The sequence below is a fragment of the Clostridium sp. CM037 genome (genome assembly GCF_055081095.1).
The window spans coordinates 1,481,627-1,499,620 of sequence record NZ_CM143650.1 but is presented as its reverse complement, the minus strand read 5'-3'; the positions used below and the strand labels follow the sequence as shown (position 1 = coordinate 1,499,620).

Sequence of the window (17,994 nt, the reverse complement as noted above, 5' to 3'; positions counted from 1 at the left end):
AACGCATGGTACATATTAGTAGTATCGTTTAAGTGATTAATTATCATCTGCGATGCTATTAAACTACTAATTCATATCTACTTAGATTGATACTTGCATTATAATCTCTATCTATAACACAGCCACATTCCTCGCAGATATATGTTCTAACTGATAATGAAAGTTTTGGCTTTATATGACCACACTCACTACAAGTTTTTGATGACGGATACCATTTATCAGCTTCTACAAACTCAATTCCATTGAACTCACATTTATATTGCATTTGTCTTTTAAACTCGTATAAACATTGTTTTGCTATCGCTTTAGATAAATGTCTATTTTTCATCAGTCCTTTTATATTAAGTGTTTCCATAACAACTCTTGAAGGCTTGGTTTTCACTATCATATTCGTTGCTTGGTGATTATGATTACTTCTTATATTAGTTATTTTTCTATGAAATAATTTAATCTGCTTTTCGATTTTTATAACATTACTTGTTTTGACAAACTTACTCCATTCTTTATTTTTTAGGTATTTGCAAGATACCCTACGTTGTAATCTACGTAGCCTTTTTTCATGTTTTTTTACACTTTTTGTTTTGTTAATATTTTTAAATGTCATTCCATTGGAGCATATAGCAAGGTCTTTTATTCCGACATCTATCCCAATGCTCTCACTTGTTAATGCTACTATTGGTTGTTCTATATCAATTCCAACTGATATAGAGTAGTGCCTTATTCCTTATGATTTTCTACATATCTATCATAATACCTTTTTATTTCAGATACAACTGTGCTTTCATTCACAACTTTATCTTCGATCTTATTCACCTTCATTATACCCATAATACTATTAGTTATAAAAACACCCTCAGCTTTCATTAATTCTTCTAATGTAAACTCGCCTTCTTGTAAAATAAATCCTATAGGCAACAAATTTCGAATAACAAAATCTCGCACTATACCCGGTAATAACCCACATTTAATCTTTGGTGTAAATATAATTCCATTCTTGATGAAAAATATATTGCTTACAGCTCCCTCACTTATAAATCCCTCTGTGTTTAGAAATAGTGCTTCATTGTACCCTTTATCTATAATTTTATCTCGTTCAATTATGTTTTCAATGTAGTTGAGGGATTTCACATATGTTAAATTTGAATGCGCATTTCGCCTAACCTCACTTAATCCTAATGCAAACCCTTCATCATAATCACTTTGTTTATAGGCCATTTCTCTTTTAGTAATTATAGTGTTTTTCTCAGATACCATAATTTTGAGCACGCAGTTTTTACAATTGAGTTTTTGAGTAGCAGCATAAATTTCTGTTTCAGTAATTTTTTTATTTACGTTTAGTGCGTTAAGCCCTCTATTTAACCTTTCTATATGCTCAGCTAGAAATAATGGTTTTTCTTTAACTAATATAGTCTCAAATGCTCCCCTTCCAAATGAAAACCCACTATCTAAGGATATCTTATCCACACTTAATTCACCATTTACAAATATCATAATACCCCCTTAGGTTCCACCCATGTGACACGTGGCAAATTCTATAATTTAGTTTACAACTTTATTCACCAGCCTATAACACTCGCATTAACGCTTTTGCTTTATCTAAGGTCTCATCATATTCACATTCTTCATTTGAATCCCACGTTATTCCACCACCTACACCAAAATAGGCTTTATTGTCTTTTATTAAGATCGTTCTAATAATTATATTCAAATCTACATTTCCGTCAAACCCTAAATATCCAAGCGCGCCCGTATATATGTTTCTACGCACAGGCTCTAATTCCTCAATAATTTCCATGGAGCGTATTTTAGGTGCTCCTGTTATGGACCCTCCTGGAAAACAAGCTTTAATGCATTCTAGTGAGCTTACCGGCTCTTTTAATTCACCTACTACTGTAGATACTAAATGAAATACTGTACTGTACTCCTCTAATTTAAAAAGTTCCGTTACTTTAACTGAACTCGGCTTACAGACTTTACTTAAATCATTTCGCTCTAAATCCACCACCATTAGAAGTTCAGACTTATCTTTTTCGCTATTTATAAGTATGGTTTTATTTTTAAGATCTTCCCCTGCATCCATCCCTCTTGGCATAGTTCCTTTTATAGGTCTAGTTTCTACCATTCTATTTCTAATCCGCAAAAATCTTTCTGGAGAAGAACATATTATATTAAAATTTTCAAAATTCATAAATGCAGCAAAAGGAGCTGGATTTATATTTCTTAGATCTTTATATATTTCATATGCGCTTTTACGAGTGTTACAACTAAATCTTTGAGTTAAATTCGTGATATATATATCTCCACTTTTTATATAAGCTCTTACCTTTGATACAGTATTTATATAATTGTTCTTTTCAAAGTCCGACGTAAATTTATTCTTTATAACTCCTACTTTTTCATATACAATTTTTTTGCCCCTTTGTATACGCTGCCTAATACCTTCAATACTGTCTTTCTGAGATTTAAGTATTCCTAGTGCAGATATATAAACACTTTTCTTAAAATTATCTAAAATAATAATGTTATCATAAAAATTATAATAGCAGAGAGGTATATCTACATCATCCTTTGCTATATTGGGTAGCTCTTCAACTTCCCTAGCCAGGTCGTAGGAAAAGTATCCTATACCGCCAGATACAAAAGGCAGCCCAGTATTATTTTCTATAGCGTATTCTTCAATAATTTTATTTAACTCTTCAAATGTATCCCCTATATATACTTCTTCGCCCTTATAGCACGTACCATTTTTACTTTTAAATGTTAAAAAGCAGTTAATCCCTATAAAAGAATATCTTCCTACCGTTTTCTCGTCTCTAGCACTATCCAATAATATAGTATTTAAATCTTCTTTAAATAGTGAATATATTTCAAACCCATCCAGTTTTGTGTGAACTTTTTCAATTAGTAGTTCCATTTTTTCTCCTTAGTCTTTAATAACATTATTTTTAATTCTAACTTCATCGATAAAATTTTTAAGAATCTCGTGTCCATATTCAGTTAACTCTGCTTCAGGGTGAAATTGTACACCTTCAATAATATAATGCTTATGTCTTATTCCCATTATAACTCCATCCTCAGTTTCACTAGTTATTTCTAATACATCTGGTAGAGATTCTCTCTCTATTACTAATGAATGGTATCTTGTAACCTTCATTGGACTCACGATATTCTTAAACACATATTTTCCACTATGCTTTATTTCAAATACTTTCCCATGCACTGGTTCATTTCCCTTAATAATTTTAGCACCAAACACCTTACCAATAATCTGATGACCTAAACATATTCCCAAAATAGGTATGATGCCTTTAAAGTTTTCTACTATTTCCATGCATTTACCTGCATATTCAGGAGATTTTGGACCAGGTGAAATGATTATTCCTTCGGGTTTAATTTTCTCAATATCCGCAAAGGAAATTTTATCGTTTCTATATACTAATATTTCCTCACCTAGCTCTTCAAAGTATCTAACTAGGTTGTATACAAATGAATCATAGTTGTCTATCATCAAAAACATAAACTATCTCCTATTCTCTTATAATTACTTATATTATATCAAATAGTTTGCGTAAAATCATTAGGATTAAAATCAACTTTCATTTTTGTTATTATATTTTAGCTCGCACTTAAAACTGAAAGCTTTAACTTGCTATTATTTTATAAATAATTTAAATACTACCTCTTCCTTTTCTTTAAATCCTTTTATAATTCCTCCATGAAGTTTTACAATATCCAGAGCAATAGACAAACCTAAACCACTACCCCCTTCATGCCTGGACTGGTCCTTTTTATATAATCTTTCAAAAAAACTATCCACTTCTGCTTCTGAAACTGTCTCTCTAGGAACATTACTCACGCAAAAAACTCCATAGCTTATGCTATTTAGTTTTTCTTTGGAAATCTTAATTTTCACTACAGTATTTATTTTAGAGTATTTTAAAGAATTACTTAGAATATTATTAACTGCCCTACCAATCAAATCAGGATCACCATATATGTAAACAGGCTCCTTTGATAGCTCCAATTCTAGTTTTAATGAGTTCTCATCAAATCCACTTGCTTCATCCTCGAATATCTGTCTTCCCAATTCATTTAGCTCTAAGTTTTCAAAATTTAATATTATATCCTTTGATGTTAGTTTTGAATATTGAAAAAAGTCCTCCAGCATATTTCTAAGATATACGCCCTTACGTTCTATGATGCTTATATACTTATTCAGATTTTCCTTAGAATTGTATTTGTCCTTCTTAAGAATATCAATATATCCAAGTATTGTTGTCAGAGGAGTTCGTAAATCATGCGAAATATTGGTGAGAAATTCGCTTCTTTTCCTGTCTTCTTTTTCAAGTTCAGATGCCATAAAGTTAATACCTTCTGCAAGCTCTCTTAATTCGTTGTTATAGTGAATGGGTACTCTGTGAGATAAGTTCCCTTTGGCTATAATTTGCACTGAGAATTTCATTTTTGAAATATAGGATACCCTCCCCCAAACTAATATAAAAAAGATTATTACAAATCCTATTAAGGCCCAGAGCATCATCATGCTGTCACCATTTCCATATCCAAGGTAAACGTAATATAAGAAATATCCATCCTTTAAATATTCACAGCCAGATACTCTGAAATCCTTTTTATATTTGCTTGGCACAGAATATTCTCTTTTGCCATCTTTTAGCTCATTCTTGTCTATGACTTGTACTCCTTTACTATTTTGAACTATAACATTACCCCTCTGATCTACTATATAGAAACTGTACCCTTGATTATATGAATATTTATCATTTATAAGTTGCTTTAGCGCTATATTATTACTAAGATTACTGTTTTTCAATACCTTCTCTAAGTTCGGTATACACTTATCATAAATATTATTTATTCTAAGTGTAGGATTTTTATTATAAATTCCCACTCCTTTATCTTTTATCATTGCGGAACTCAAAAATGAAATCACAAAAGCAATTAATGCTATAATAACTAACTCACCCTTAAGCTTAACAATCCTTTTCAACTTTATACCCCATTCCCCAAATAGTTTTTATATACTTACCCACTTTAACCTTATCACCTAATTTATCCCTAAGGTTTCTCATGTGTACAATAACGCTGTTATCATTTTCTAAAAATGTATCCTTCCATATTTGCTCATACAGCACTTTGGTTGAATATACTCGTCCCTTATTTGAAGCTAAGGTGCTTAAAATCTCAAATTCCTTAGGGGTTAACATGATTTCTTCCCCAAATCTTTGTACTGTATGTTCTAAAAGATTTATTTCTAAGTCCTTTATTTTTAAAATGCTATCTATAGCCACATTACTATCTGATGTTCTTTTTAATATTGAAAGAACTCTTAATGATAATTCTGTAAAGTCAAAGGGCTTAACTACATAGTCATCGCATCCCTTAGTAAATCCCTTTATTTTGTCCATTTGTTCACCTTTAGCAGTTAACAGAATTACAGGGGTATCACAAAACTCCCTCATTTTGGCTAACATTTTATAACCATCCATTTTAGGCATCATAATATCTAATAATATCAGGGAAAAGGCCTTATTTTTACTAATTATTAAACCTTCCTCTACATCACAGGCGTAATCAATTTCATAACCTTCTCTAGAAAAATAATTACCTAACATTTCTCTTATGTCTAAATCATCATCCACAATTAATATATTTTTCTGCATTTTACCACCTATCTTTAAGTTTTTTCTTAATTATACCATTTTAGTTCTCTCTTAAAAACTCATAAGAATTATATTTTATCATAGTGATAAACGGATAGATGAATGTAGCAACAGTGAGAGTTAGGCTACAAAGTAATAATACAATCAAGTCCCATAAAGAATATACTGCATTAATTCCTAGTAGCTTAAAAAACAACTTTGAAACCGAAACATAGAAGCCATAAGACAGAACACATGACACTATGATAAGTATGCTTCCTTTAAAGATGTAAACTTTTGATATAAACCCTTTTCCTAGGCCTAAAGCTCTTATTACCGTTTCTTCTTTTCTTTCTTCTAGAAACGTAATGTTCAAAAGATTAATATTAAAAATTAATGATGCAAACACTACCATAAAAGAAAGTGCTTTAAATATATTAAGAAATTTCCCTATATATGTTGACATAGCGCTACCTAGAATATCAATTGATATAACAGGACTGTCCCCTAGTTTATCCATCCATTTAGTTCCGTCAGCCTTAATGTAAAATTTAGAATCATTGCTATATCCACGATAAGGCAGTAGAATGCACATACTATCTATAATCGAATTATCATAAACGCCCTTTATTTTTATATTTACTGTTTTATCTTTATAATATATGTGAAGTATATCTCCAACCTTCAACTTATTTTTCTTTTGGTACTCAGAAGTAATCAAGCACCCGTCTTCTCCGTCAAAAAGTTTTTTACCTTCCACCATTTTAAACTCCAGCTTGTAATCTTCCTTTTTTATTTCTATAAAGGCAATTAATTTTAGTTTAATATTATTGTTTAAGACTTTACCTGTTGAATTATAATTTTTAATATACCCTTCAACCCCATTTTCTTTTGTAAGAACATTTTCCAGATTTAAGTTTTCTTTAGAAGGCAAAATATAGTTATATGGCAGCGCTGTAGCTAAAGATTTATTCATGCTATTTTTAACATTGTTGTTTAGATTTAATGTGATCATAATAAATACTAGAGTAATAGAAAAACTTACAGTAAGCAAAATAAATGTTAAAAAGTTTTTCTTCATATTTTTAAAGGAATACATTAATAATTGACTTCTGTAATGAATGGAAGAAAAAATCTTCATCAATACTGCGCTTGCAATCAAAAATATTAAAATGATACATATTATACCTAATGAGGTTACAAAATTTACATAACCTCCCATATAAACCGAGTATACGAATAACATTACAGGTATTAATAATATGAGGTAGATAAATATACGCTTTTTTACTATCCCCTTCTTTTCTTCATTTTCTCTTAGAAGCCATAAACCTTTAAAATCATCTATTATTAATAAAGGTATATTTGAAAACATCTCGAAGAATAGTGTATTTAGAATAATTCCTTTTGAAAATATCCGCAATTCTTCTATAAAACTTATACTTTGAGGAATATAATTCATTTTTAATATGAAATTGGATATTAAAATAGTGGTTAAAACAGATAAGATTACGGGCAATAAAACTATAATAGATAATTCCATTCTTAGAGCATTTTTTATATCCTTATTTCTCAAGGATAAAAGCTTCATAATAGATATATCTCTTTTTCGTCTTATTATGAGCATTATTGAGGTCGTTATTATTACTATTGAAGATAGTATATACCCCATAGTGGTCAATATTCCAAAAGAAGCAAATTGTACATCTGTCTCACTTTTAAGCGTTCGCTCTTTATCCTTTATTGAACTATACATATATCCATCTTCCTTAGACTTTATACGCTGTTTCAACTCTTCTCCATCAGTATTTCCTTTGATATAAATTAAATTACCCTCACTGCCATTGACACTTTCACTTATTTTTCCGTAACCAATTATTGTTTCATCATTAGTTACCCCTTTAGGAATTGTTTCTATTTCTTTAACAGTATAGGCTTTTGTTCCCCCATCAGTTTTTATATTAATTTTATCTCCGATTTTAACAGCAAGATTCTTTGCCATAGATGAATCCAAAATTATTTCATCATTCTTAATGTTCTGCTCACCTAATATCAAATTAGCGTAAAATTTACGGCTTTTACTATTTTGAAAAAAGGCAGGAGTAGTTTTTTTATAAGTAACCTTATAACCCTCTTTTTTTAATATACTTATTTCTTCATTAAAATCTTTAGATTCATAAAATGACTTTATAAATAAATCCCCACCGTTAGCCTCCTTTATACTTTTGTTATTGTATTCATTTATATTTGCGGAAATAATAGGAGCAGTAATGGATAACGTTGTAGTAAGCAATATAGAGATCATGGTGAATAATAAAATCAGCTTTTCCCTTCTCAAATTTTGCAAATTGTATATTTTAAAAATCTTAAGCCAGTTCATTCAAAACACCATCCTCAAGGAAAAATTTTCTATCTCCCAAAGAGCCTATTCTTTCATCATGAGTTACTATAGCAAGGCAGCAACCACTTTCCGCTTTAACCCTCATTAAAAGTTCAATAACCCTTTTACCATTTTCAGAATCTAGAGCACCTGTAGGTTCATCACATAGTATGAATCTAGGACTGTTAACAAGTGCTCTCACTACAGCTACTCTTTGGGCTTCTCCACCAGAAAGTGAGGTCGCCTTAGCATTTTTCTTATCTAACAAGCCTACCTTTTTTAATAAAGCTTCACATTTTTCTATTTTCTCTTTTTTACCTTCTTTGCTATCCATAGCTAATAATAAATTTTCTAAAGGTGTCAAACCCGTTATTAAATTAGAATTTTGAAAAATAAGTCCGATATTTTTACGTCTTAATACCTCTATTTCTTTTTCTTTCTTACCACTGACAATCTTATTGTCAAAAAAGACTTCACCAGTGCTTGAAGTTTCAAGCATTGACAAAATATATAGAAGTGTAGACTTTCCACCTCCTGAAGTACCCATTATAGTAATAAAATCCCCTTCCTCGATTGTCATGTCTATGTTTTTTAGAACCTCCTGCTCCATATTTTCGCGTTTATATTTTTTATTCACAGCTTTTAATTGAATCATATAAGTACCCTCCAAATTTTTATAATTGTAATCAAGTCACATTTACAATTATAAAATATGAAATGTATGAAATATATGTTTTAAACATAAGTAAATTATAAAGATTAGTTATACGAGTAACCATCTCGCAGGCTACCACCTATACACTTGCAAATAAAAAGAGCCTAACATTTAATAAATATTCAATAATAATTATTATTTATTATAATCCCCTTTTAATATTCACCAATATTGGTTAAAATGGTATTAGGAACATAAAAATAAATAGGCTAGAATAGACTCGTATACTGTCTTGTTATTTATTTTTATGTGCCTTATGCTAATCTTTAAATTTGAGGTGATTATATGTACAATCGAGGTGATTTCCATCTTCATACAAATGCGTCTGATGGAAAACTAAGTCCTAAAGAACTAATTCATGAAGCGTCTTTAAATGGTTTGGATATTATTGCAATAACAGATCATGACACAACTTTAAATGTTGAGGAAGGAATCAGAGAAGGTCTAATTGAAAATATAAGGGTAATACCTGGTATAGAACTATCTACTATTTATAATAACGAAAGCATTCACATATTGGGTTATTTTAAAGATGATAAATATAAAGATGTTGATTTTCAAAATTTCTTAAAAGACATAGATGATTTCAGAATATTAAGAGCTAAAAAAATAGTGGAAAATTTAGATACGTTTTTCAAAATAAAACTAGACTATCAAAAAGTTTTAGATGAAGCTAAAGGAGTAATAGCTAGACCCCATATAGCTAAAGCCATAATTGATGCTGGTTATAAATATGATTGGAAATATATATTTGATAATTTCCTTTCAAACAGTAGCCCTGCATATGTACACATTAAGAGAATTTCAACAGCCGATGGTATAACTATATTAAAAAAAGTTAATGCATTAGTTGTACTTGCACACCCTGTTCTAATTAAAAAATCAACCATAGATGAAATGCTAAGCTTAGATTTTGATGGTATTGAAGCAGTTTACCCAATAAATACCAAAAAGCAAAAATCACTTTTAAAGTCAAAAGCTAAAGAATATGGTAAGTTAATTACTGCAGGTTCAGATTTTCATGGAATTACAATCTCAGATACCAGTCATGGCGTCGTTGGTTCAGTTTCCTTAAGCCATAATGAACTAGCTACCTTTGTAAATGCCTTAGAATCATAAAAGAAAAAAGTATATATTACTATTAATGCAATGCATTAATAGTAATATATACTTTTTTTAAGCATAAAAATATTTGTTATTTATTTTGATACCCTATTATGCAGTTATGCTAATATGTATATAAGAAGGATGGCAGATAAAGTAATAATAAATCTCAATATTACCTACCAAAAAGTCTTTTAGCCGGTAGGCTGCAGATGTGGTAGATATGCTTTGAATTTAATATTCGCAAAACAAATATCTATCGTCTAAAGAAGAGCTCTTGCGCAACTGTGGAACAAAATCGTAAACTAAAGAAAAAAAGCATATATTACGTAAGCTGCATTTGAACAAGCATTAGCAATTTTTTGCTAATATTATGAATTATACGTTAAGAAAAGTACATGTTTGAGCGATAGTAAAATGTACCCTATAGAGTAGACGATTTAAAAAAAACTACGCTATAGGGTTTTTCTATGTATAATGGAATAAAAGATTAGAGGTGTATAAATGAGTATTAAGAATTTTACAGAAAAAGAAGTCAAAGTGTTATCCAAAAATAAATATGTAACAAATGTTAGTATTAAAGGAATAACCTATACTGATGAGTATAAACGTATTTTTATAACAGAGAATGAAAAGGGTAAATCTATAAAAGAAATATTTAAAGAATATGGCTTTGATATAGATGTTCTTGGAACGGATCGAATTAGATCAGCAGCTTACAGATGGCGGAATGCATATAGAGAAAAAGGTGTAATAGGACTGAATGACACAAGGAAATTAATGTGTGGAAGATCAAGTGGGAAAGATCTTCCCATAGAAGAAAGATATAACCGTCTTAAGGTCCAGGTTAATTTACTTAAAGCTGAGAATGAATTACTAAAAAAAATCGACATACTAGAAAGAAGGATGATAAAGAAAAAATAATATTAGCAGCAGAAGAAAAGTACCTTCTTATCAATTCACAAATTAAAAAATATAAACTCAGAAATATGATTAGCCATTTATGCAACGTGTCTGGGGTATCCCGTTCAGGGTATTATAACTATTTCTCAGTTAGTGCACAGGGCTTTAGGGATAAGCGTAACAATTGTGATAAAGCAGTTGGAGATACTATCTTAAAGGCATATAACTTTAAGGGTCGCAAAAAAGGAGCAAGGCAAATCAAAATGACATTAGAAGGCGAGTTTGGAATCGTATACAACTTAAAACGTATCCGTAGGATAATGAAAAAATATCAAATAATATGTCCTATTAGAAAAGCAAATCCTTATAAAAGGATGATGAAAGCTACCCTTGAACATGCGGTTTTACCAAATCTATTAAATAGAAACTTCAAGCAAAATATACCTGGCAAGGTATTGCTTACAGATATAACTTATTTGTTTTATGGAAAGGGTAATAGGGCATATCTATCAACGATTAAGGATGCCTCTACAAATGAAATACTGGCATATAATGTGTCAGCTAATATTAAGATGGATATAGTTACTGATACTATAATAAAGCTAAAAAAGAATAAAAATATTAAAATATCTAAAGATGCATTTATTCACTCAGATCAAGGATGTCATTATACAAGTCCAATCTTTCAAAAGCTCGTTAAAAGTTGTGGAATAGGACAATCTATGTCGAGACGTGGTAACTGTTGGGACAACGCTCCACAGGAATCATTCTTCGGTCATTTCAAAGATGAGGCAAACATAAAAGAGTGTCAAACATTAGTAGAGTTAAAAAAAGAAATTAAAAAATATATGATCTATTATAATAGATATAGATATCAATGGGATTTGAAAAAGATGACTCCTGTTCAATACAGAAACCATCTCAGTAATTTAGCATAGTTTTTTTCAAACTGTCCTTGACAAAGGGTACAGATTATAGTGAGTTTGTACTTTTTAGTATCTTTCATAATATTAGCTTAGAATTACTCAGCGAAGTGAAAAGCAGTTGTAGTAATATACACTTTCTTTTCTATATTTCTATTAAGAAAGCTTCATAAGCTCTAAAAGCTTCATATATGTCTGCTTTGCTTGCAATTTCCCATGGCGCATGCATATTATGAAGAGCAACCCCTGAATCTATAACCTGCATACCAAACCCGGCTAGTATATAAGCTATTGTACCGCCGCCGCCTTGGTCCACTTTTCCAAGCTCTGATGTTTGCCATGAAATATTATGTTTTTCCATTATGGTTCTAAGCTGCGCAATAAATTCTGGATTTGCATCGTTGCATCCTCCTTTTCCGCGAGCTCCAGTATACTTGTTTAAAACTATACCTTTTCCAAAATATGCAGAATTACGTTTTTCCATAACCGAAGGAAAGTTTGGATCATATGCTGCACTTACATCTGATGATAACATTTTTGAATTTGCTAATGCCCTTCTTACTTTTAAGTCACTATATTCTCCCATTAAATTAACAACTTCAGCTACTGTGTTTTCAAAGAATTTTGATTGCATTCCTGTTGCACCAATACTTCCAACTTCCTCTTTATCCACAAGTAAAACAATACAAGTTTTGTCTGTTTCCCTAATGTTCATTAATGCTTCATAAGAAGTGTACGCACACACTCTATCATCTTGTCCATAAGCCATAATCATACTGCTATCTAGTCCATAGTTTCTAGCGCGTCCTGCAGGTACTACTTCTAATTCTGATGATACGAAATCTTCTTCATCTATATCATATTTATCATTTAAAAGTTTTAATATATTTAACTTAACTCTATTTTTTGCATCCTTATCTTCTACTGGTATACTTCCCATAAATACGTTTAAATCTTCACCTTCGATACCTTTGTCTAAAGTCTTTTTCAATTGATCTGCTGATAAGTGAATTAGAAGATCTGAAATTCCAACTACTGGTTCTTTTTCATCTTCTCCTATTACTACATTTATTACTGTACCATCCTTTTTAACAATAACACCATGGATAGCTAAAGGTAACGTAACCCATTGGTACTTCTTAATTCCACCATAGTAATGTGTTTTAGCTAATGCTAGATCTGAATCCTCATATAATGGATTTTGTTTTAAATCGAGTCTTGGTGAGTCCACGTGAGCACCTAAAATTTTAAAACCCTTTTCAATAGGCTCAGACCCAATTAAAAACAATGCTAAGGTTTTTCCCATACTGCTAGCGTAAACCTTATCACCAGCTTTTAATTTAGTGCCTTCACTTATATAAGTATCAATATTTTTGTAACCGTTTTTTTTAGCTAGTGTAACAAACTCTGTAACGCATTCTCTTTCAGTTTTGCATTTTGACATGAAATCTATATAATTGTCAGATAATGCAAATACCTTTTTAAGATCACTTTTTGTGTATTTATCCCAAGCTACTTCATATTCTTTTTCTAAACTTTTAATTTCAGACATGTTTATTCCCTCCCTATTATAAATGCTTCCTGCACTTACCATTTTACTAAATATTTCCTAAAATTACAAACATTTAAAGTTACAAAAAAAAACATTATACTCTATGTTAATCCCATTTTTTTTATTTCTTAAGAGTTGCAGTTACTTCCTCTATTCTCATATTTATGGTTTCAACAGGAGTTATCTTAGAATTTAAACTGTATCTATAATTAGCTGCAGCTGCTTCAATAATTACTGCTATATTCCTACCTGGCCTAATTGGCAATGTTATTTTTCTTACAGGCACATTTAGAATATCCATAAATTCATTATCTATACCAAGCCTATCATATTCTTCACTCTCATTCCACTGAGTAAGTGATATCAACAAACTAATAGTCTTAGTGTTTAGAACCGAACTCATACCATATATTGCTGGAATATCTATTATCCCCATACCTCTGACCTCCAGCATTCCTGAGGTTATGTATGGGCAACTTCCAAGTAATACACCATCAATTTCTTTAATGTCAACTGCATCGTCTGCAATCAGCCTGTGACCCCTTTTTATAAGTTCTAACGCACATTCACTCTTACCTATCCCACTTTCTCCACTTAATAACATGCCTATACCATAAACATCTACTAGAACACCGTGAAGTCTAGTTTCTGGAGCTAACTTAGTATCTACGTAATTTGTAAATTTACTAATAAATCTTGTAGAAATTAATTTTGTTCGTAAAACCCATCGTCCATTTCCCCTTGCTGCCTCCATAAGTTCCTTATGAGGTTGCATCTGCCTAGTGACTATAACGCAAGGTATATCTAATTTAAAGTATTTATTCAATCGTTTCTTCCTAAGGTCTTCTTCCATGCAATCTAGAAAACTCCATTCTGCCATACCTATTAATTGAACTCGATTATTATCGAAATACTGGTAAAAGCCTGCAATTTGAAGCCCCGGTCTATTAATATCACTAACATTAATTAAGTTACCCTTTTCTCCTTCTACTAAAACCTCTAACTTAAAATGCTCTATTAATTCCTCTATAGTAACATCCATTAAAACTCCCCCATTTTTACTGATTTTAAAATTTATTGTTTTTAATAAAGATATTATACTTTTTTAATTGTATCTAATTGTGCTCTAAAATTTCTTTTAACATTGTCAATGTACTTTTGTCTTAACTGTTGTTGTTCTAATTTCTCTTCCTCTGTAAGTTGACTTTCTTTGCTTTTATTATAAAGGTAATTTATTCTGTTAGTTAATTCATCAATATTCATAATATCACTCCTAGACTATTTTTAACTTTTCTATTATACCAAAATATTTTATTCATAAATAGTATAAATCGAACATATTCTGATTTTATAATTATAACACAAGAAAATTAAGACTTTTTTCGTCATTTACATATTGTTCCATGTAAGTTTTTTCAACATCTCCACAGATTTTTTTGTTATATTTTACCATTATTTAGATGTCTTTTTTAACAAATTATAGTATATTTTGTATTTTTTTATATTTTAGTGGCTAACTAAAAATTTAACATAGATTGAATAATATGTTATTATATATTTATTCCAAAAAACAAAATAAAGCGAAGAGGTGTTGATGTATGAATATTAAATTAAAAATTATAAAGGAAGAATTAGAATCATTAAGAACCATATTACATTTTTTACTGAATTGTAAAGAACCTACAGATAAAATAGTTGTATCATGCAGTCAGCAATTAGATGAAGTTATAATTAAATATCAGAAATTTCAAGCCATTTCAGAAAAGGTGGCTTGAAAAATCCACACATGATCTTAGATATCCAACTCAATTAAAATATCATCAATTTCAATATTTACATCTGCGCCATAAAAAACTACCGCGAATTCATTAAATTCATATGCATCTTCTGATATATCACAACCAATGAATTCATATTCAATTTCCATTTCCTCAGCGCATTCTTCCATTATATCTTCCACATTATCTGCTGAAATATCACTTAAATAAGGCAAGAAGAACTCTTCATACCAATCTTCTTCATTTTGTTTAAAATCTCCTTCTTCATTTGCATAATATGTAGCAGCTTCAACTTCTACTTCATCATAATAATATTTAAATTTCAGTGCTATAGTGTCCTTTTTATATTGAATTTCAACTATGTCACTTAGGCCATTCTTATTTAGAAAATTTATTATATTTTGCTTATTCAAATATACCCCTCCATAAATCATTTGTGAATTATTTACTGTGATTTAATTCTTGTCTGGATATTATTGCGAAACTTTTTTTTACAATAATATTTAGTATCCTGGTCATTATATTCTTTGCATTTGAAATATTTTTAATTCTTTATAAAAAAAAAGAAAAATTTCACTAACCAAGTGAGATTTTCTTTTATTTACTATAATAAACGTTGTAGCCTAAGTCTCCCTAGTAACTTATTAATTCAAGAGTTGTAAATACTCCTCCACAAATTTATCAGCTTGCTCAAATTCCTTGCTGTCTGGGACGAATTTAAATTTAAGTCCTTCCTCGACTACTTTAAATTTTAAAGATTTTAGCCTTTGTGTAAGCATCGGAACTCCTTCACCACTCCATCCATATGATCCGAAAGCTGCTGCGACTTTACCTCTATTTGTTATTGGACACACAAGAGACAGAACATCCCAAGCAGGCTTTACAGCATCTTGATTGATAGTTGGAGAACCAATCATAATACCTGAGGCTTTTTCAATTAATGATACAATCTCACTTAAATTCATAGATGTTATTTCATGAACTTCAGCCTTTATTCCCTTTTCATTAATTTTATTAGTCATATATTTTGCCATAGCCTCAGTATTATGATAAGCGGATATGTATAATATTTGAATGTTTTTTTCTTTTATCTCGTAAGTTTTAGCCCACTTTCTATAAAGGTCTACATACATTTTAATATCCTCTACATGTATAGGACCATGGCTTGGCGCTACCATATCTAATTCTAAATCTTTGATTTTATCTAATCCCATATTAACAAATTTTTTAAATGGTCCCATTATAACATCAAAATAATATTTCATTTCGTCGAAATAATCACCTGAGCAAGCATCCGTTATACAATTAACTGGTGAATAATGACAACCCATTACATCACAAGTAAACAATACTTTTTCTTCCTTAGCATATGTAAACATTGTATCAGGCCAATGTAAATTTGGTGCTGAAATAAATTGTAATGTGTTTTTACCTAAGCAAATCTCTCCTACTGCTGGCCTACTATTAAATTCTTTGTTAGTAATTTCTTTTAAATACGTTATAGCAGGTTTTGAAGCTAGAACAACAGCCTCTGGATAAACTTCTAAGAGCTTACCTAAAGAACCACTATGGTCGAGTTCCGTATGTTGAACAATTATGTAATCAACTTTTCTTTCTCCAATAACACCTTTTATTTTATCTAAAAACCCTTCAAAGAAACCATTTTTAACACAATCTATTATAGCAACTTTTTCATCATCTATTAAATATGAATTATATGTAGTTCCTTTCTTTGTTTCCATTATAATATCAAATACCTCGAGCTTAGGATCGTTTACCCCAACCCAATAAATATTGTCTTTTAACCTTGTTGTTTCCATTCTCAAAGTCCTCCTTTAGTTCTCTTAGTGTCTAACAATTATTAATTGTTAGACATCCTATAAACCTATATGATTTTAACCATCTTACATATAATATATTTTACCACATTTATCAAACCCATTCAACTAATAATGATTATTAGCTAACCTATCTTTTATATACATGAAAATACATATACTTTATAGTTTGTCACTTAAATATTAAAATATTCTATTATACATCCTGAAAAATAAAATATTTTTTAATAATAAAGATACTGAGCCATATACTTTAATAGCACGAACTTTAAGGAGGGCTCTATGAATATTTTAATAACTGGCGCAAAAGGTAATATTGGAACTTATCTTTGTAATATCTTGTCTATATCACATACTATATATGGATTAGATAGAACTGAACTTAACATAACTGATAAAATAACTACCGAGAAAACTCTGTATGAATTAAAGCCTGACGCTGTAATTCATACTGCGGGCATGACAAATAAATATATTTGTGAGTACCATGAATCTTTAGCCTATGATGTAAACACTGTAGGAACTTTAAACATTGCTAATTGTTGTAATTCACTTAGTATCCCCCTAGTATACCTATCTAGCACAGATGTATACGGAGATACTAATACAACACCCTACAGTGAAGTTGATGAATGTACTCCAATAAACGCCTATAGCAAAAGTAAATTAGGTGGAGAAGAATTAATACAAACCATTTGTGAAAAATATTTTATTGTCCGCACCTCAAATATATTTGGTGGCAATGATTGTTTTGTGAGAAAGCTCATAAATGGCAAACATACAGCAATTTATCTATTTTCGGACCCCACCCTTTCCATAACTTATATTGAAGATTTAACTATAGTCCTTCAGAGACTATTAGAAACTGATAAATATGGAATATATAACTATACCAATGAAGGTTGTTTATCAAAATCAATGCTAATAAATAGTATTATAGAATTTAGTAATCTCGATGTTCCGTTAGTTGTGAATTCAGATAAGCTTTTATCCAATCTCATTAAAGAACCTAAATATACCTGTGTAAATAATTCGCATATAAAACATTCTCTTGGTATTGAAATTGCTCCTTGGGATGATAGACTTAAAGATTACATTAATAAATACCTTAAATTGTAAAAAAGAGCATGCCTTATGATTT

Annotated in this window: 16 protein-coding genes and 1 pseudogene; 4 read left to right on the top strand and 13 right to left on the bottom strand. The window is 30.2% G+C overall.

Annotated elements, in window-relative coordinates; all coding sequences use genetic code 11:
* Positions 1-58: 58 nt before the first annotated feature.
* The 8 genes and pseudogenes from ACWJKP_RS07115 to ACWJKP_RS07080 all read right to left on the bottom strand — a co-directional run.
* Positions 59-718 (bottom strand): annotated as a pseudogene (locus ACWJKP_RS07115) (RNA-guided endonuclease InsQ/TnpB family protein); the annotation flags it as partial.
* On the bottom strand, positions 718-1,491 hold the full coding sequence (locus ACWJKP_RS07110; protein ID WP_165412849.1) for an aminotransferase class IV: 774 nt from the start codon (positions 1,489-1,491) through the stop codon (positions 718-720). The pseudogene ACWJKP_RS07115 and the gene ACWJKP_RS07110, both read right to left, overlap by 1 nt.
* A 73-nt stretch (positions 1,492-1,564) precedes the next feature.
* On the bottom strand, positions 1,565-2,914 hold the full coding sequence (gene pabB, locus ACWJKP_RS07105) for an aminodeoxychorismate synthase component I (protein WP_165412848.1): 1,350 nt from the start codon (positions 2,912-2,914) through the stop codon (positions 1,565-1,567).
* A 9-nt stretch (positions 2,915-2,923) separates the two neighbouring features.
* On the bottom strand, positions 2,924-3,517 hold the full coding sequence (locus tag ACWJKP_RS07100) for an anthranilate synthase component II (protein ID WP_165412847.1): 594 nt from the start codon (positions 3,515-3,517) through the stop codon (positions 2,924-2,926).
* A gap of 135 nt (positions 3,518-3,652) precedes the next feature.
* A complete protein-coding gene (locus tag ACWJKP_RS07095; protein ID WP_165412846.1) occupies positions 3,653-5,008 on the bottom strand; it encodes a sensor histidine kinase in 1,356 nt (451 codons plus the stop codon).
* Positions 4,992-5,681: a response regulator transcription factor gene (locus ACWJKP_RS07090; protein ID WP_165412845.1), complete on the bottom strand. Its 690-nt coding sequence runs from the start codon at positions 5,679-5,681 to the stop codon at positions 4,992-4,994. The genes ACWJKP_RS07095 and ACWJKP_RS07090 overlap by 17 nt, the downstream gene beginning before the upstream one ends.
* 40 nt (positions 5,682-5,721) lie before the next feature.
* Positions 5,722-8,040: an ABC transporter permease gene (locus tag ACWJKP_RS07085; RefSeq protein ID WP_462961473.1), complete on the bottom strand. Its 2,319-nt coding sequence runs from the start codon at positions 8,038-8,040 to the stop codon at positions 5,722-5,724.
* Complete coding sequence (locus ACWJKP_RS07080) at positions 8,027-8,695, bottom strand: ABC transporter ATP-binding protein (protein ID WP_165414999.1); 669 nt, start codon at positions 8,693-8,695, stop codon at positions 8,027-8,029. The genes ACWJKP_RS07085 and ACWJKP_RS07080 overlap by 14 nt, the downstream gene beginning before the upstream one ends.
* A 345-nt stretch (positions 8,696-9,040) precedes the next feature.
* Here ACWJKP_RS07080 and ACWJKP_RS07075 point away from each other — a divergent pair, with 345 nt between their 5' ends.
* Together ACWJKP_RS07075 and ACWJKP_RS07070 are read left to right on the top strand one after the other, a co-directional pair.
* On the top strand, positions 9,041-9,874 hold the full coding sequence (locus tag ACWJKP_RS07075) for a PHP domain-containing protein (protein ID WP_165415000.1): 834 nt from the start codon (positions 9,041-9,043) through the stop codon (positions 9,872-9,874).
* A gap of 489 nt (positions 9,875-10,363) precedes the next feature.
* A protein-coding gene (locus ACWJKP_RS07070) for an IS3 family transposase (RefSeq protein ID WP_165415069.1) occupies positions 10,364-11,700 on the top strand; the annotation gives its coding sequence in 2 pieces (ribosomal slippage) (positions 10,364-10,745 and positions 10,745-11,700; 1,338 coding nt in all).
* A gap of 130 nt (positions 11,701-11,830) precedes the next feature.
* On the opposite strand, the gene ACWJKP_RS07065 is transcribed toward ACWJKP_RS07070, so the two are convergent.
* The 3 genes from ACWJKP_RS07065 to ACWJKP_RS07055 all read right to left on the bottom strand — a co-directional run bounded on the left by ACWJKP_RS07065 (position 11,831) and on the right by ACWJKP_RS07055 (position 14,500).
* Complete coding sequence (locus tag ACWJKP_RS07065; RefSeq protein WP_165411866.1) at positions 11,831-13,237, bottom strand: aminopeptidase; 1,407 nt, start codon at positions 13,235-13,237, stop codon at positions 11,831-11,833.
* 121 nt (positions 13,238-13,358) lie between these two features.
* Entirely contained in the window at positions 13,359-14,279 is a 921-nt protein-coding gene (gene hprK, locus ACWJKP_RS07060; RefSeq protein WP_165411867.1) for an HPr(Ser) kinase/phosphatase, read from the bottom strand.
* A gap of 53 nt (positions 14,280-14,332) precedes the next feature.
* Positions 14,333-14,500, bottom strand: coding sequence for a DUF896 domain-containing protein (locus ACWJKP_RS07055; RefSeq protein ID WP_165411868.1), 168 nt, complete (start codon positions 14,498-14,500; stop codon positions 14,333-14,335).
* A gap of 335 nt (positions 14,501-14,835) precedes the next feature.
* Here ACWJKP_RS07055 and ACWJKP_RS07050 point away from each other — a divergent pair, with 335 nt between their 5' ends.
* On the top strand, positions 14,836-15,012 hold the full coding sequence (locus tag ACWJKP_RS07050; protein WP_165411869.1) for an aspartyl-phosphate phosphatase Spo0E family protein: 177 nt from the start codon (positions 14,836-14,838) through the stop codon (positions 15,010-15,012).
* A 17-nt stretch (positions 15,013-15,029) separates the two neighbouring features.
* Here the strand turns inward: ACWJKP_RS07050 and ACWJKP_RS07045 are convergent, their stop codons facing one another.
* On the bottom strand, positions 15,030-15,428 hold the full coding sequence (locus ACWJKP_RS07045) for a hypothetical protein (RefSeq protein ID WP_165411870.1): 399 nt from the start codon (positions 15,426-15,428) through the stop codon (positions 15,030-15,032).
* Between the two features lie 231 nt (positions 15,429-15,659).
* A complete protein-coding gene (locus ACWJKP_RS07040) occupies positions 15,660-16,835 on the bottom strand; it encodes an FprA family A-type flavoprotein (RefSeq protein ID WP_165411871.1) in 1,176 nt (391 codons plus the stop codon).
* Between the two features lie 300 nt (positions 16,836-17,135).
* On the opposite strand from ACWJKP_RS07040, the gene ACWJKP_RS07035 reads away from it, so the two are divergent.
* The gene (locus ACWJKP_RS07035) at positions 17,136-17,972 is read left to right on the top strand and encodes an SDR family oxidoreductase (protein ID WP_165411872.1); all 837 of its coding nucleotides are present in this window, start codon (positions 17,136-17,138) and stop codon (positions 17,970-17,972) included.
* Positions 17,973-17,994 lie beyond the last annotated feature (22 nt).

Excerpts from the sequence above, each read along its gene's own strand:
- ACWJKP_RS07065 (WP_165411866.1), bottom strand. The coding sequence starts at position 13,237 with ATGTCTGAAATTAAAAGTTTAGAAAAAGAATATGAAGTAGCTTGGGAT.
- ACWJKP_RS07085 (WP_462961473.1), bottom strand. The coding sequence starts at position 8,040 with ATGAACTGGCTTAAGATTTTTAAAATATACAATTTGCAAAATTTGAGA.
- ACWJKP_RS07110 (WP_165412849.1), bottom strand. The coding sequence starts at position 1,491 with ATGATATTTGTAAATGGTGAATTAAGTGTGGATAAGATATCCTTAGAT.
- ACWJKP_RS07100 (WP_165412847.1), bottom strand. The coding sequence starts at position 3,517 with ATGTTTTTGATGATAGACAACTATGATTCATTTGTATACAACCTAGTT.
- ACWJKP_RS07055 (WP_165411868.1), bottom strand. The coding sequence starts at position 14,500 with ATGAATATTGATGAATTAACTAACAGAATAAATTACCTTTATAATAAA.
- ACWJKP_RS07090 (WP_165412845.1), bottom strand. The coding sequence starts at position 5,681 with ATGCAGAAAAATATATTAATTGTGGATGATGATTTAGACATAAGAGAA.
- ACWJKP_RS07040 (WP_165411871.1), bottom strand. The coding sequence starts at position 16,835 with ATGGAAACAACAAGGTTAAAAGACAATATTTATTGGGTTGGGGTAAAC.
- ACWJKP_RS07035 (WP_165411872.1), top strand. The coding sequence starts at position 17,136 with ATGAATATTTTAATAACTGGCGCAAAAGGTAATATTGGAACTTATCTT.
- ACWJKP_RS07080 (WP_165414999.1), bottom strand. The coding sequence starts at position 8,695 with ATGATTCAATTAAAAGCTGTGAATAAAAAATATAAACGCGAAAATATG.
- hprK (WP_165411867.1), bottom strand. The coding sequence starts at position 14,279 with ATGGATGTTACTATAGAGGAATTAATAGAGCATTTTAAGTTAGAGGTT.
- pabB (WP_165412848.1), bottom strand. The coding sequence starts at position 2,914 with ATGGAACTACTAATTGAAAAAGTTCACACAAAACTGGATGGGTTTGAA.
- ACWJKP_RS07050 (WP_165411869.1), top strand. The coding sequence starts at position 14,836 with ATGAATATTAAATTAAAAATTATAAAGGAAGAATTAGAATCATTAAGA.
- ACWJKP_RS07075 (WP_165415000.1), top strand. The coding sequence starts at position 9,041 with ATGTACAATCGAGGTGATTTCCATCTTCATACAAATGCGTCTGATGGA.